The following is a 14622-nucleotide window of genomic DNA, read 5'->3' as shown; positions in this document are numbered from 1 at the left end:
AATGGGAGTTTATCGGGATTTATGCAGACTTCGCGGTGTTTACTTTAACCGCAGACTAAAATCACTGCACAAGCTTGCATAATTACCTCTACCCCTAATTTAACCTTCTTATTTAAGTCCGCATTACATGAGCAGCCCCCAGCGTCGCCTTCTTGTCACCTCAGCCTTGCCTTATGCCAATGGTCAAATCCATATCGGCCATTTGGTGGAGTATGTGCAAACCGATATTTGGGTGCGCTTTCAACGGATGCGTGGGCATGAGGTTCACTACGTTGGTGCAGATGACACTCACGGCACTCCAATTATGTTGCGTGCGGAGAAAGAAGGTATCACTCCCAAGGAGTTGATCGCCAATGTTTGGAAAGAACATAAGCGTGACTTTGACAACTTCCTAATTTCTTTTGATAACTACTACACCACCGATAGTCCTGAGAATGAAAAACTGGCTCAGAGCATTTATCTCAAGTTACGTGATGCAGGATTGATTGAAAAGCGCGCGATTGAACAAGCTTATGATCCCGTTAAGGAAATGTTCCTACCGGATCGCTTCATTAAAGGTGAATGCCCTAAGTGTGGTGCCAAAGATCAATATGGTGATAACTGTGAGAAATGTGGTGCTACCTACTCCCCTACTGATCTGAAAAATCCATTTTCTGTAGTCAGCGGTGCGACACCCATCAAAAAGATTTCTGATCACTATTTCTTTAAATTATCCGATCCGCGCTGCGAAGAATTCTTGCGCGAATGGACTCAAGAAAAAACACCGTTACAACCCGAAGCTCGCAATAAGATGAAAGAGTGGGTTGGCCAGCCAGGCGAAAGCAAGTTAGGCGATTGGGATATCTCCCGCGATGCCCCCTATTTCGGCTTTGAGATCCCCGACGCCCCAGGCAAGTACTTCTATGTCTGGCTTGATGCGCCGATTGGTTATTACGCTAGCTTTCTCAATTACTGCCAGGCTAAAGGCCTCAATTTTGATGAGTGGGTTAAGCCTGATACAAGTACTGAGCAATACCATTTCATTGGTAAAGATATTCTGTATTTCCATACTTTATTCTGGCCTGCGACGTTAAAGTTTTCTGGCTACCGCACGCCTACCAATGTATTTGCGCATGGCTTCTTAACCGTTGATGGCGAGAAAATGAGTAAGTCGCGCGGTACATTAATCTCTGCCAATAGCGTGATTGAGTGCGGCTTTAACCCTGAGTGGTTCCGCTATTACTTCGCTACCAAGCTCAATGACAGCATGGAAGATTTGGATTTAAATCTGCAAGACTTTGTTGCACGAGTGAATAGTGATTTATTAGGTAAGTACATCAACATCGCTAGTCGTAGTGCTGGCTTCTTGGTAAAACGTTTTGGTGGTGTTGTATCGGACGCAGCGATGAATACACCCCTACTCCAAGAAATTGCAGCGTCCAGTGAAAAAATTGCTGAGCTTTATGAGGGGCGTGAATATGCCAAAGCATTACGCACCGTCATGGAACTTGCTGACAAAGTCAATGGTTTCGTAGATGAAAATAAGCCTTGGGAAATTGCCAAAGATCCAGAGCGTGAGGCGGACTTGCAACGCGTTTGTAGCGTTACCTTGGAAGCCTTCCGAATGCTCAGCCTTTATCTCAAGCCAGTGATTCCGCAAGTTGCGAATGGCGTTGAAGAATTCCTCTCGCTGCCACCGCAATCCTGGAGCGACATCAATATGCCGCTTTCGAGCAAAAACCCAATCCAGGCATATCAGCACCTCATGACTCGGGTAGAGGCCCCTCAAATTGAGGCTTTACTCGCTGCAAACTTGTAAAAATAGCCCTAAAAAGCACCTATAATGGTGGTCGTAGTCCCTAGATGACTTTTGGTATTAATCCCATAAGTTATTGAATTTATTGAGTATTTTAGGAAATACCATGGCAAGATATCAATCTGAATTCACCCAGTTCTTAAATGAACTCAAATCCGAGAAGCCCAATCTTGAGGCGGAGCAACAAGCTGGTCGCGCCCTCTTGTGGGACAAAGAGCCATTAAGTATTGAAGATCAGCGCCGCGCTAAAGCCGCCAAATTGAAACAACGCGCCTACGTTTATTCGAATGACTGAGCCAAGCACTCAGCCAATATCCGATTTGCTTGATAGTACCCCGTCAGTAACTGATGGGATGTCAGAAGCATTTGCCAAACTCTATGGCGAGCCATTATTTAAATTACCTACTGATCTTTATATCCCACCAGATGCGCTAGAAGTTTTCTTAGAAGCATTTGAAGGTCCCTTAGATCTTTTGCTGTATCTGATTCGTAAACAGAATTTCAACGTACTTGATATTCCGATGGCGCAGGTTACTCAACAGTACTTGACCTATATTGACCAGATTCGCCATTCCAATCTTGAACTTGCCGCCGAGTATTTATTAATGGCGGCAATGTTGATTGAAATTAAATCTCGCATGCTACTGCCAATGAAAAAGGCGGATAGCGAAGAGGAAGTAGAAGATCCACGCGCAGAATTAGTACGCCGTCTCTTAGAGTACGAGCGCATGAAGTTGGCCGCTCAAGAGCTTGATCAAATTCCACAACAAGGTCGTGACTTCCAAGTAGCACATGGCTTTGTAGATACTACTGTTGCCATCACTTGGCCTGAAGTCAACTTAGATGACCTACAAATGGCTTGGCGTGATGTCCTTCACCGTGCCAAACTCAATCAGCATCACACCATTACACGTGAAGAACTTTCTGTCCGTGACTTTATGACCCGTATTCTGCGTCGCCTACAAAGCACACGCTTCATTGAATTCGGTGAATTGTTCGAAGAAGCTATTAAGTCTGGCAATGGCATTCCGGTAGTGATTGTGAACTTTATTGCTATGCTTGAACTCTCGCGTGAAGCTTTAATTGAGATCACTCAAGCCGAGCCCTATGCGCCAATTTACGTCCGACTTGCCTACACACCTGTTGCATGAAAATCATTAGCGACATTCAGGAGTTGCGTGACCATTTGCGCGGTCAAAACCGTGCTTCATTTGTGCCGACAATGGGAAACTTGCATGAGGGTCACTTATCACTAATGCGCTTAGCAAGACAGCATGGCGACCCAGTCGTTGCCAGCATCTTTGTAAATCGCATGCAATTTGGTCCAAATGAAGACTTTGATAGCTATCCACGCACCATGCAGGCCGATATCGAGAAGCTTGAAAAAGAAGGGGTTTACATTCTGTTTGCGCCAACTGAGCGCGACCTTTACCCTCAACCACAGGAATATCGTGTTGATCCACCTCAGCAATTAGGCGATATCCTTGAAGGTGAATTCCGCCCAGGATTCTTCAAAGGGGTTTGCACAGTGGTACTCAAACTATTCTCTTGCGTACAGCCTAAGGTTGCCGTGTTTGGCAAAAAAGATTATCAACAACTGATGATTATTCGGAGAATGGCAAAACAGTTTGCTTTACCAGTAGAGATTATTCCTGGAGAAACAATACGGGCAGAAGACGGTCTCGCCCTCTCTTCACGCAATGGCTACCTCTCCACAGAAGAGCGTGCCGAAGCGCCAGAATTACAAAAGGTATTGAAAGAGGTTCGTGAGCGCGTTCTGCAATTAAAAGATCGCACCAGCCAATCCATTTCAGAAATTGAAAAGGTGGCTGTTGCTTCTCTTGCTGGACGAGGCTGGCAACCCGATTACATCGCCATTCGTCAGCAAAGCGATTTAGCACCTGCTTCTAACGAACAATTGCAGGCTGGTGAGCCGCTTGTTATTCTGACAGCCGCCAAGCTTGGTAAAACTCGTTTAATTGATAACTTAGAGATTTAATATTTTCTCAAGACCCTCAGCGGTCGCCCAGGAAAATAAAAAGACCTGCCGCAGCAGGCCAACTTAAACAGATCAAAAATATTTATGTCTTAGGATTCATGCGGTAAAGCAAATCTAAGTCATTGCGATGAACTGGCTCAGCTAAATCTTCAGCAACATCAGCCATAAATTTTGCAAAATCTTGGGTATCTTCTAATGCGGCGGCATGAGCTGCATTTTCCCAAATACCAAATCCTTCAATCGTATTTTGAGCTTGGTTGCCAACAATAATGACATCGTGAAGGTCAGCATTATGAGCCATTACTTCGGTAGCAAATTGATGAAAACGATCGCATACCTTCTTATAACTTCCTGGTTTAGTTTTTAACCAGCTATGTCCAACATGTGCCATTTCATATTCCTTCTTTTAGATGACTCATTACAGGATTGCAATAAGCGATGTCGATTCTACAGAAAATTAATGTGCATTGAATGACAAAAGCTATCTAAATTGGTGCTAAGGGTGTACCCTTAAACCAGCCTTATTCATCTAAAGATGCACCAGAATGAGCATCAGCCTTACCAGTCCACCTCAATACCTTTCTGATGTGATCGCGTATGGTGTACAAGCGATGATAAAAGGCAAGCGGCATATCGAAATGTCCAAGCAGAGCGTTGGCCTTCTCATCTAATTGCGTTAACTTTTCATTAAAAATGGACTGATCAATTTTGCCGAGAAATAGTTCACGCTCTAGTGCATGTAGCTTTTTATATAGCCTATCTATTTGTCGGTTAATCATCCATTGGTAAGCTGGATAAATACTTAATAACGGGTAGGCAATAGCCGCCGTTGAAACTAATAAAAATATCATTTTCTCGACAAAACTTGCCAGCCAAAATGGGAGGTAATGCTGTAAAAAGGGCTTGCCATTTTTGTAATAAGCCTCGGCAGTAGGGCTTAATGGTAGGTCCACATCCTTATCAGCTGGAAACTCATTTTCATTACTAATGAGCGATGGTGACTCATGAATTCTATCCATAACTCCCATCATGAGATAAATAAGGGCAGGATGAACATCAATGCGAGTAGCAATGGTAACAGTCGTTGCCATCACTTTCATATTAGTAGCAGGCTTAGATGTAGATAAGTCCACTGTAGCAAAGGGTAATGAAATCACAGTAAAGGATCTTAAATTGCGATGAATGCCCTCAGATTGGGACATATTCATTACTCTCAAAGACGGATTATTAAAGATCTCCTTCAGCACCAAATCCTCTGGCGGAGCAAGGAAAACCAGTGCGTCCAAATTACTATCGAGTAAGCCCTTCACGGCAGACTGCACGTCTTTGTCTTCAAAGGTAACGTTCGATGAATCAAGGCTTGCAGACTTAAAAAGTTTTTTTGCAATTAGCTGGCTAGAGTCTTGCTTTGTACCAATAGCTATTCGCTTGCCCTTAAGTTGGTTAAGTTGATCAATCTCTCCTAAGCCGGCGCGATAAACAATCCAAATGGGGTCATAAAAAATACTACCCAATGAAAAAAGATCGGGGGAGTCTTTTGGATTAGCAATCCCGCCTTGCAAGATTCCGAAATCAATATTTTTCGATGCATCATTTAATAATGCTAAGTTTTCAAGAACTCCCGAAGTTTCAATGATTTCCGCCTTCACACCACCCTTCTTCTGCAACTCATCGGCATAAGACTGGGCAAGATCATACAAATAACTGCCTTTGGGTCCAGCTGCTATGACGATATTGGTCTTGGGGAATAAGTAATAAGTCGACACCCCAATTAAGCATGTCAATAAAAGAAATATCGATGCTATGACAACCGCAACGTTACGTCGCCCAATTCGAGTGTGCAGGGAAAGTTGAAAATCAATCATTTATCGACTTATTTAAATGGCTTTGAAATAGGGATCGGAGGAAGCCTGTCAACATCAAATACGATCTCTCAATATCAATTGATCAATCTCAAAATGTTAACTCCAGCCCAATTGCAGTAACAAGTCATATTGGACTGGAGTATTTTTAAAATATTACGAGCGCTCTAAAAGAGCTTTCTTTTCTTTAGTCAGATTGTTAAGAATATTGAGCACATTCAGCAAATTACCATAGGAGTCTTTTGCGCCCTTAGGAACCCAAGCCTTCAGAATCACCTCATTTATTTCATCTACTTTTTTTATGCACGCATTTATTTCAGCTAAGGACTTCGCGTTATCACACTCTCGATTTAAATCAAAGAGCTCTGTATATAAATGGCTTGCATGCATTTCAAAAATGGTTTTTCGATAGCCAGGTATCAATTGAACTAACGGATAGATGATTGCAAACATAGCCACTAAGGTAAACCAGGCAATATCCAAGAAGCTTGCTAGCCAATGTGGTAGTTGATGTTTCAGCGATGGTGGACCTTTCTCGTAAAACTTCTCAGCAACATCGCTACGAGGAATGCCTTTTTCAGTAAATGCGGGAAATCCGCCTGGATAATCAAAAACTACTTCATTGAGCTGATTCATCTCTCGGCTAGCTTCTAATAATAGGTATTGGATATCAGGATGCAGTGTTTTTTCCGCAATGATTGTGGTAGCAACAGCTACCATCTTTGTATTTTTCTTAGGAACCAAAGGGCTGAGGGAAAAAGCACCCATTGGCAGCGTAACAATATCGACACCCTTTAATTGCAGATTGAGAGCATCGGCAATTGGGAAACTTAATATGTTGATGTTTGAATCCGCCAATAGGGCTTTGATATTTAAAGAATCATAGCCAGCAATCAGAAATAGACCGTCTACTTGCTTTGCCTTTAAAGCGTCAACTGCCGCCTTAGGACTTAAATTTTCTACCATCGTAAATTGTGGTTTATCTAAGTGACCAGAAATCTTGAGTAAGCTATCAACCATGAAACGAGTTCCGCTTCCTGGCTGATTTACGTAGATTCGCTTGTCCTTGAGCAACTGAAAAATATCAGTGCCATGAAATTCAGGTCCAGTATAAAAGTACCAAAAAGACTGATATCCAACGCTACCCAAGGACACCAAACCCTCTGAACCTGAAATGGGAAGGCCAGACTGCGTTAATGCAACATCTACCTTCTTTTGTCTCAATAATTCAAGGCTGTCGAGGGTACCCTTAGATGGAACGAGCTCAACCTTAACCCCTTCTTTCTCAAGAAACTTTTGGAAATTGAGAGCCTCAACCTCTAGTGATGAGTTGGGCTGCCCTCTTGAAATACGTATTTCGCTCGGAGGCAATGGCTTCATAAAATGGAGTAGCAGAAAGATTCCAAGGACAACTGCAAGAGCCACGTACCACTGGTAGCGGAAAAACATCGATAGCGCATGAACCTCATCTTTTGCGCTTTGGAGGAAATACCCTTCTACATTAGGGTAGTCATGGTGGGGTTTCTTGGTCATTCACAAACTTTCTTCAATAAAACAATATTTTTCTAAGAGATACTGTACATTATCAGTAAGAGCGATTTTGGCAATTCTTGCACTTAATAGGTATTCAGTAGAAATTAGCCCCATCATTTAGATCAATTATGAATTTTTCGGCCATTGGGCTTCAATAAAACTATCATGGCCAACTCAAACGCAGCACCCTCAAATATTCCTGGAGTCAAGGCAGTGGCTTTACCCTCCAACCCAACCCTGGAGGGGTGCGAGGTCATTTCTAGATCTGATGGCAAGTCTCATCAATGTAGTATTAATGTACTAAATATTAACGATATCGATGCAGTTTTGAACGTTCAAGACGAAACGGTTCGGCACATTAAAGACTCATCAATCTACTATCCCGACACCCGCGAGGTCTTTGAATCATCCTTATCGAATGACGGCTTAATTATTGGCTGCCACGTGAATAGTCGTCTAGTTGGATTTAGATCCATCTGGTTTCCCCGCGCACGCCCAGAAAACCTAGGACTTGATATCGGCATGCAAGATCCTAGTCAGCTATCTCAAGTTGCCCATCTTGAACGCGCCTGTGTTATTCCGGAATTCACCGGCAATCGTCTGCAAATGCGGATGACACGGCATGCAATTAATCTAGCAAGGCAAGATAATAGTTTTCGCTATCTTTTTTCAACTGTAGCGCCGATGAATTACGCTAGCATGCAGGATAAATTTTCCGCTGATATGCTGATATTAAAACTGGTAAAAAAATATGAGGATTACTACCGTTATATATTTTTCCAAAATGTGATGAAGCCTATTCAAGTAAATTTAGAAAATCCTTCCTCTATCATTTTCGCTAATGGGGATGATATTGATACACAAGTAAATCTTCTGCAAAAAAATAAGTTGATGGCTGGTTGCTTGCAGCAACGAAATAAAGATGTTATGCAAGTGGGGTATACAAAAATTGAATGCACATTGTTTTAAATTTCTCTTAAGGGCGTCAGCCCTGAGCTTCTTTATATGGCTTGGATTGATTCAGGGGCCACTCATCTCTCAATCCCATGCTCAGACAACATCCAACTCTTCCCCACTAAGCCCCACCACCACTGCAACAGGTGCTCCTTGGCGCATTTCCTATATCGAATCCAGACCTTTTGCTAACTATGCCGCTACCTTGGCCAACTTAGTTACAGCACTCCATCGCATGGGTTGGATTAAATCCATTGAAGGGCTTCCTTACACAAAAGGGCAGGTAGATTCAAAAATTATTTGGGAGTGGCTGGCTCAGAAACAAGATGAGCCCTACTTAAAATTTGGTGAAAATGATTTTTACACTTTCGACAAACTCAAGGGCGCTGAATATGGGGTGCACGCGGAAAAAATTACTCAAAAAATTAACCAATCTAAAAATACTGATCTTGTACTGATTATGGGTACAGAATCAGCCAAAGAAATCTTAAAGTACGGACTAAATGTACCAGCAGTCTCTATGTCCACGAGTAATGCCTTGCAAGCAGGAATTGTGAATGGCGCTGAATTTTCAGGAAATGATTTGGTTTGGGCTCACATGGATCCCTATCGCTACAAACGACAAGTAGATATTTTTTACGACATTTTTAAATTCAAAACCTTAGGAATTGTTGTCGATGATGATGTTGCAGGTCGAAGCTTTGCTGCAATTGATGATGTACTCGAAGTAGCGAAGCAGCGTAATTTTCAAGTTGTGATTGAAAATGTAGATCAACCTGAGAAATACGGTAAAAACAAAAAACAATTTGCCATTGATATGGAGGCAGCTAACGCACGCTTAGCCTCCAAAGTAGACGCAGTCTATGTTGGACTTTTTATTGGTAGCGATCCCAAGCAGCTCTCTACAGTTCTAGCCCCACTTGTGAATAAAAAAATTCCGGTATTTGCTCAACAAGCAAATGATGTCAATAATGGCGCGCTGATGAGCCTAGCCCGCCAAAACTTTGCAGGCGTAGGGAACTTTGGCGCCAAAACGATAGTTCGGATTTTAAAGGGTGAGCTGCCGAGTCAAATTTCTCAAATATATGAAAACAGCCCTAACATCATCATCAATTTAGATGTTGCAAAGGCCATTAGTTATCGCCCTCGTTTTGAATTGTTGCTTGGTGCGGATCAAATAGTAAAGGGCGCCAAATGAAGCAGACCTTCTCAAAATGGACTGGAACCCATCAGGGTATGCGGTTTTATGTAGCAGCATTAGCCTCGCTCCTGATAGTCATGGTGCTTTCGCTCACAGGCTTCCTGAATATTGGCTCCTTTCAAAAGAGTTATATCGACTCCTTGGTATCTTCATATGGCGTAACCGGTAGCGAAGCACGTCGCACCATTGAATACTCAGTGAAGTATCACAAGCCCCTGAATAATTTTGCCGGCATGGGCGAAATCTTATCGGATATTAAGAAACAGGCGCCGACAGTAGAGAATGTTTTTGTAATGCTTCCGAATGGCGATACTCTGTACGATATTTCAGGGCCTACTGATGTTGAAGCATTGCCTGAAAACCTGCTGACGAAGATTAATTTTTCTGACGCAAAGAAGAAAAATAATTTGTCATGGCTGTTATCGGGTGATGAATATCATGCGTTAATCCCTTTAAGGGATGCCAACCAAGATTGGATCGGAACAATCGATATTGTTTTTAATGAAAATGCTGTCTCCGAAAAAATGACAGCCTATCTAAGTGACACTCTCAAGATCATGGTGTCCATTGCGCTTGCTACTATTTTATGCATCGTTTTAGTAGTATATCGAATCCATCTTTTTCTCAAGAATGGTCAATTGAATAAGCGTGGGCTCCTCATTGCTATGACGCTCATCCTGGCAACTGCCCAAGCCTCCTTTGGAGTGCTTAACGTTGTTACATTTCGCTCCGCTTACCTTGAGGTAGTTAATAACAATTTAAATATTGCTGCCGATATGATTAGCAAGCGTATCAATCGCGTGGTGGGCTTTGGATTTACCTATGAAGAACTAGATGGTGTGGATGATTGGCTAAAGAACTTGGCAGGGCCAGTCAAAGAAATTAACTACGTTAATCTGAACAACCCCAATGGGGACACCTTATTTTCTTCGTCGATTGATGCAAAGCAATCCACAAGCAATCAAGCGCAAAAACCAGAAGCTCAGCAAGACTCTAATGACGTACCGCAAGTTTCACGTTTGCTTGGCAAAGATAGTAACGGGCTAGATGCCTCACTAGTCATCGCAGCATCGAAAAGTTATATCGACCAAAAGGTATTTTCATTGGCGCTTGATGCCGTAACCATGTTTGTGACATCTATCTTCTTCTTAGTTGAGATGCTAGTTTTTATTATTATTGTGCTCTCCAATAAGGTAACTCTCACCAATCTCCATGAAGCAGAAAAGACTGATCCATCCCATACCCATGGGATGACTGCAAAACAAGAAACTGCCTTGGTGATCACGCAGCACGAAAATTGCGTCAGAGTCCTGGCATTCTTGCTACTCCTATGTAGTTACATGTCCATATCTTTCATCCCACTTCTGATGAAAGATATCTACAGACCACTTTGGGGCCTATCATTTAACGTTATTGTGGGCCTGCCCATTGCCTCTGAAATGTTTGGCGCATTCCTATCATCGCTGCTTGCTGGCTACTTCATTGATCGCTACGGCTGGAGGCCAGTATTTGTGTGCGGTTTCATACTGCTATCTATTGCCACCGTGATATCGGCCTTATCAAGTGATGCAGTTAACTTTATTGCGATTCGCTGCTTTGTTGGTATTGGCTATGGCGCAGCCTGGATGGGTCTCCGCGGCCTAGTGGCTACTGGAAAATCAAATCACGAACGAACCCATGGATTCTCTATTTTGAATGCAGGAATATTTGCAGGGATGAATTGTGGGGCAGTAATTGGGGCTCTCTTAGCCCAGCGGATTGGCTTTCCAGCAGTAATGATATTGGCCTCAATGATGATTGCCGTTGCCTTGCCATTTACTTTCTCCCTCACAGTAAATTCAAAGCCAGCCATCACCGGCAATAACAAGCTGACTTTAGCAGGTCTGCGCACCTTCTTTCTACACAAAGACACCTTCTTTTTCTTTTTATTGATTACGATTCCTTCTGCAATTACCTCATCATTTCTGACCTATTTTTTCCCGATCTTTGCGAACTCTGTTGATGTCAGCCAAGGTGATATTGGCCGCGGATTCTTGCTCTACGGAATTTGCATGGTTTTCATTGGACCTCTTTTGGTAAAGTTCCTCGCTGGCAGAAAAGTAAACACCAAACATTTAATGCTGGGATCCTGTCTGATTGGCGTGCTATCGCTCAGTACGTTTTGGTCAGCCCCCACCTTTATAGGTGCACTAATCGCGATAGTCATTTTAGGGATTTCTGATTCAGTGGGCTTGGTCTCACAAAACAGCTATTTCATGTCGATTCCCGCTGCTGAAAAAATCGGGCATGGCAAGGCTCTGAGTTTTTATAGCGCCATGAAAAAGGTTGGTCAATTTTCTGGACCAGCTGTTTTTGGAGTTGCGGTCTCGCTGGGAACTCTGCTGGGTGTAGGTTTAATTGCTAGCGCCTACCTCATCACAACCATAAGCTTTGGGCTTGCGTCACGTGAGTCGCACTCGGATATTAATCTACCGCATAGCGTAGATTAGAGAGCAATTTAAATCGCGAAAGACTGTCCTACTTCTAGTTGCAATTCCTTAGCCAACTCTGCGCCAGAAACCTTACCAGCAGCGCCTTTGGCTTTGAGCACTTCGATTTGTCCGCCATGGCAGGCAACGAATAATGAATCGAGCGTGATTTGAGTTACTTCACCAGGCTTACCTCTAACGGCGCCAAAAGTTGCAGCCACATGCTTGTGGCAATCGTAGATCTGTACTTTTTGCTCACCAAATTTTGTCCAAGCGCCAGGCGCAGGATTGCAAGCCCGAATGAGGTTGTAGATTTGACTGATGTGCGTCGCCCAGTGAATTTGTGCAGCGTTTACATCAAACCAGCCTTCATAGTTTGCTTTGGATTCATCTTGAACAATTTCTTGATGTTTACCAGCAACCACTAAATCAGCAGCCTCTAGCAATGCTTTTACGCCAATCGGAAAAAGATGATCAAAGTAGATTTTTCCTAATGTATCGTTCGATCCAATAGCAACCTCTTTTTGCAAAATCACTTCGCCTTCATCTAAACCATCGGATGGACGGAAGATCGTTAAACCGGTTTTTTCTTCACCTAGAGCGATCGCCCAATTGATTGCACTAGGTCCTCGATATTTTGGCAAGAGTGATGGGTGATACTGAATTGTGCCGTGCTTTGGAATTTTGCAAAGCTCTTGGGGTACAAACTGCAATACATAAGCCATGACACAGATATCAGCACCGCTATCAATCATGGCTTGTGCAGCCTCAGAACCTTTCAAAGAAGGGAATTGCAGAGGGGTTAAGCCCTTTGCTAGCGCAGCCTCTTTAAGCACCTCAGGTTTACTTGATTTGGGGTTATCTGGCGGACAGAAAACAGCAACAATCTCGTCACCACGCTCTAAAAAAGCCTCTAATGCGGCCTTACCAAAATCGGCACTCCCAATCAACGCAACCCGCATCTTAGATAACCTTATCGTGACGAAGAGAAATTAATTCATCAGTGGAATAGCCTAGTTCACTCAGAATCTCATCAGTATGCTCACCGAGCAATGGCGAACGAGTGACATCAGTTGGGCTATCAGACATCTTAATTGGGTTGCCAACAGTGAGGTATTTACCACGAATTGGATGATCCACTTCAACCACAGTTCCAGTAGCGCGCAATGCTGGTTCTTCAGCGATTTCTTTCATCGACAGAATTGGGCCACATGGAATGTCGTATTTATTTAATACGTCCATCACTTCAAACTTGGTCATAGTCATGGTCCACTTTTCGATCTCACCGAAAATTTCCATCAAGTGTGGCAAGCGCGCCATTGGTGATGCAAAACGCACATCAGTAATCCAATCTTCACGGCCAATCACTTTGCAAATTGCTTCCCAAACTGGAGCCTGAACGATCACATACATATAGGCATTTGGATCGGTTTCCCAGCCCTTACATTTGACGATCCAGCCAGGCTGACCACCACCAGATGCATTGCCTGCACGGGGCACAGAGTCACCGAACTCACCGTTCGGGAACTGGGGATACTCTTGCATGAGACCAACCCGCTCTAAACGCTGTTGATCACGCAGCTTCACGCGGCATAAGTTCAATACCGCATCTTGCATCGCTGCCAACACTTTCTGACCACGGCCAGAATGGGTACGCTGATAAAGTGCAGTCACAATACCTAAAGCTAAATGCAAGCCAGTTCCGCTGTCACCAATTTGTGCGCCAGTAACCATCGGAGGGCCATCATCAAAGCCAGTTGTGGATGCAGAACCGCCGGCACATTGCGCAACGTTCTCATACACTTTGCAATCTTCGTATGGACCAGGACCAAAACCTTTTACGGACGCCATGATCATCATGGGGTTGAGCTCTTGAATACGCTCCCAAGAAAATCCCATACGATCTAATGCGCCCGGCGCAAAGTTTTCAACCAATACGTCACACTCTTTAATAAGGCGCTCGAGAATTTCTTTGCCTTTTTGAGTCTTAGTATTAACAGTAATGGAACGCTTGTTGTGATTCAGCATCGTGAAATACAAGCTATCTGCATCTGGAATGTCGCGCAGTTGTCCGCGGGTCGCATCCCCTTCGCCAGATTTTTCTACTTTAATAACGTCCGCACCAAACCAGGCAAGTAACTGAGTACAGGTTGGTCCAGATTGAACGTGCGTAAAGTCGAGGATTTTGACTCCTTCAAGTGCTTTTGCCATGGTTTAAGTCCTAATAAGAATGAAATATTGAATTGGAATAATTTTACCAGTGGGGAATTGGGGTAAACGGCGTATGCCTAATTTTTGGGCACCAACTGCATTACAGCTTGTTCAAAGGCCATAAGAGGCTAAGAATGGGGGCTTTCAAGTTCCAGGAGGCGCTTTTTCAGGGCCCTTTCTTCAGCAAAACGCGCCGTTTCATCCCGAATTACCGCAACGATCCCATTGACCTTCTGATGCTCATCAAAGAGCATCCCCACCGTAAACGCTATGGAGAGCATGCCGCCATTCTGATGAAGCGCTGGTACTTTTAATAGCGATGTGCCATAACGCGTAATCCCCGTTTCCATCGACTTGCGACAGCCCTCATTATGTCGATGACGTTGGCGCTCAGGAACAATCAAATCTAAAGTGTTGCCCAAGGCCTCTGCTTCGGAATATCCAAAGATACGAGTAGCGGCGGGATTCCACATCACAATTTTTTCATGAGCATCGACAACAATGATGGCATCACCAACGCATTCTACTAATTGGTTTAAGTCAATATTCGTATTCATAGACGCATTCTAAAGATAAAAAAGGCGCTCACAAGGAGCGCC

The 14622-nt window shown here is 43.5% G+C and carries 13 protein-coding genes; 7 read left to right on the top strand and 6 right to left on the bottom strand.

Features of this window, described 5'->3' with window-relative positions; genetic code table 11:
- Nucleotides 1-127: 127 nt before the first annotated feature.
- From metG to panC, 4 genes are all read left to right on the top strand, one after another.
- The gene (gene metG, locus B6A14_RS00720) at nt 128-1798 is read left to right on the top strand and encodes a methionine--tRNA ligase (RefSeq protein ID WP_087908568.1); all 1671 of its coding nucleotides are present in this window, start codon (nt 128-130) and stop codon (nt 1796-1798) included.
- A 103-nt stretch (nt 1799-1901) separates the two neighbouring features.
- Nucleotides 1902-2090: a DUF3460 family protein gene (locus tag B6A14_RS00715; RefSeq protein WP_087908567.1), complete on the top strand. Its 189-nt coding sequence runs from the start codon at nt 1902-1904 to the stop codon at nt 2088-2090.
- Nucleotides 2083-2946, top strand: a complete 864-nt coding sequence (locus B6A14_RS00710) for a segregation and condensation protein A (RefSeq protein ID WP_087908566.1) — start codon at nt 2083-2085, stop codon at nt 2944-2946. Before B6A14_RS00715 ends, B6A14_RS00710 begins: the two co-directional genes overlap by 8 nt.
- Nucleotides 2943-3794, top strand: coding sequence for a pantoate--beta-alanine ligase (gene panC / locus B6A14_RS00705; protein ID WP_087908565.1), 852 nt, complete (start codon nt 2943-2945; stop codon nt 3792-3794). The genes B6A14_RS00710 and panC overlap by 4 nt, the downstream gene beginning before the upstream one ends.
- Before the next feature lie 82 nt (nt 3795-3876).
- Here the strand turns inward: panC and B6A14_RS00700 are convergent, their stop codons facing one another.
- The 3 genes from B6A14_RS00700 to B6A14_RS00690 form a co-directional block, all read right to left on the bottom strand.
- Nucleotides 3877-4185: a hypothetical protein gene (locus B6A14_RS00700; RefSeq protein WP_087908564.1), complete on the bottom strand. Its 309-nt coding sequence runs from the start codon at nt 4183-4185 to the stop codon at nt 3877-3879.
- 130 nt (nt 4186-4315) lie between these two features.
- Complete coding sequence (locus tag B6A14_RS00695) at nt 4316-5659, bottom strand: TAXI family TRAP transporter solute-binding subunit (protein WP_087908563.1); 1344 nt, start codon at nt 5657-5659, stop codon at nt 4316-4318.
- Nucleotides 5660-5812: 153 nt separating this feature from the next.
- Complete coding sequence (locus B6A14_RS00690; RefSeq protein WP_087908562.1) at nt 5813-7189, bottom strand: TAXI family TRAP transporter solute-binding subunit; 1377 nt, start codon at nt 7187-7189, stop codon at nt 5813-5815.
- A 165-nt stretch (nt 7190-7354) separates the two neighbouring features.
- Between B6A14_RS00690 and B6A14_RS00685 the strand changes: the two genes are divergently transcribed.
- From B6A14_RS00685 to B6A14_RS00675, 3 genes are read left to right on the top strand one after another with little or no spacing between them, the layout of a single operon-like run.
- On the top strand, nt 7355-8158 hold the full coding sequence (locus B6A14_RS00685) for a hypothetical protein (RefSeq protein ID WP_145954948.1): 804 nt from the start codon (nt 7355-7357) through the stop codon (nt 8156-8158).
- A complete protein-coding gene (locus B6A14_RS00680; protein WP_087908560.1) occupies nt 8112-9341 on the top strand; it encodes an ABC transporter substrate binding protein in 1230 nt (409 codons plus the stop codon). The genes B6A14_RS00685 and B6A14_RS00680 overlap by 47 nt, the downstream gene beginning before the upstream one ends.
- Entirely contained in the window at nt 9338-11833 is a 2496-nt protein-coding gene (locus B6A14_RS00675) for an MFS transporter (RefSeq protein ID WP_087908559.1), read from the top strand. Before B6A14_RS00680 ends, B6A14_RS00675 begins: the two co-directional genes overlap by 4 nt.
- A gap of 8 nt (nt 11834-11841) precedes the next feature.
- Here the strand turns inward: B6A14_RS00675 and B6A14_RS00670 are convergent, their stop codons facing one another.
- From B6A14_RS00670 to B6A14_RS00660, 3 genes are all read right to left on the bottom strand, one after another.
- Nucleotides 11842-12774, bottom strand: coding sequence for a methionyl-tRNA formyltransferase (locus B6A14_RS00670; protein ID WP_087908558.1), 933 nt, complete (start codon nt 12772-12774; stop codon nt 11842-11844).
- A gap of 1 nt (nt 12775) precedes the next feature.
- Nucleotides 12776-14023 carry a formyl-CoA transferase gene (gene frc / locus B6A14_RS00665; protein ID WP_087908557.1) on the bottom strand — a complete coding sequence of 416 codons (1248 nt, stop codon included), beginning with the start codon at nt 14021-14023 and terminating at the stop codon, nt 12776-12778.
- A gap of 128 nt (nt 14024-14151) precedes the next feature.
- Nucleotides 14152-14580, bottom strand: a complete 429-nt coding sequence (locus tag B6A14_RS00660; protein ID WP_087908556.1) for a PAS domain-containing protein — start codon at nt 14578-14580, stop codon at nt 14152-14154.
- Nucleotides 14581-14622 lie beyond the last annotated feature (42 nt).

Source organism: Polynucleobacter hirudinilacicola, from assembly GCF_002192535.1.
Classification (GTDB): domain Bacteria; phylum Pseudomonadota; class Gammaproteobacteria; order Burkholderiales; family Burkholderiaceae; genus Polynucleobacter; species Polynucleobacter hirudinilacicola.
Note: the sequence above shows the minus strand (reverse complement) of the source record. Positions and strands in the feature narration are given on the sequence as shown.

Coding starts and splice junctions, on each gene's coding strand:
- B6A14_RS00695 (WP_087908563.1), bottom strand. CDS start 5,659: ATGATTGATTTTCAACTTTCCCTGCACACTCGAATTGGGCGACGTAAC.
- B6A14_RS00675 (WP_087908559.1), top strand. CDS start 9,338: ATGAAGCAGACCTTCTCAAAATGGACTGGAACCCATCAGGGTATGCGG.
- B6A14_RS00660 (WP_087908556.1), bottom strand. CDS start 14,580: ATGAATACGAATATTGACTTAAACCAATTAGTAGAATGCGTTGGTGAT.
- B6A14_RS00715 (WP_087908567.1), top strand. CDS start 1,902: ATGGCAAGATATCAATCTGAATTCACCCAGTTCTTAAATGAACTCAAA.
- B6A14_RS00680 (WP_087908560.1), top strand. CDS start 8,112: ATGTTATGCAAGTGGGGTATACAAAAATTGAATGCACATTGTTTTAAA.
- B6A14_RS00710 (WP_087908566.1), top strand. CDS start 2,083: ATGACTGAGCCAAGCACTCAGCCAATATCCGATTTGCTTGATAGTACC.
- B6A14_RS00700 (WP_087908564.1), bottom strand. CDS start 4,185: ATGGCACATGTTGGACATAGCTGGTTAAAAACTAAACCAGGAAGTTAT.
- frc (WP_087908557.1), bottom strand. CDS start 14,023: ATGGCAAAAGCACTTGAAGGAGTCAAAATCCTCGACTTTACGCACGTT.
- metG (WP_087908568.1), top strand. CDS start 128: ATGAGCAGCCCCCAGCGTCGCCTTCTTGTCACCTCAGCCTTGCCTTAT.
- panC (WP_087908565.1), top strand. CDS start 2,943: ATGAAAATCATTAGCGACATTCAGGAGTTGCGTGACCATTTGCGCGGT.
- B6A14_RS00685 (WP_145954948.1), top strand. CDS start 7,355: ATGGCCAACTCAAACGCAGCACCCTCAAATATTCCTGGAGTCAAGGCA.
- B6A14_RS00670 (WP_087908558.1), bottom strand. CDS start 12,774: ATGCGGGTTGCGTTGATTGGGAGTGCCGATTTTGGTAAGGCCGCATTA.
- B6A14_RS00690 (WP_087908562.1), bottom strand. CDS start 7,189: ATGACCAAGAAACCCCACCATGACTACCCTAATGTAGAAGGGTATTTC.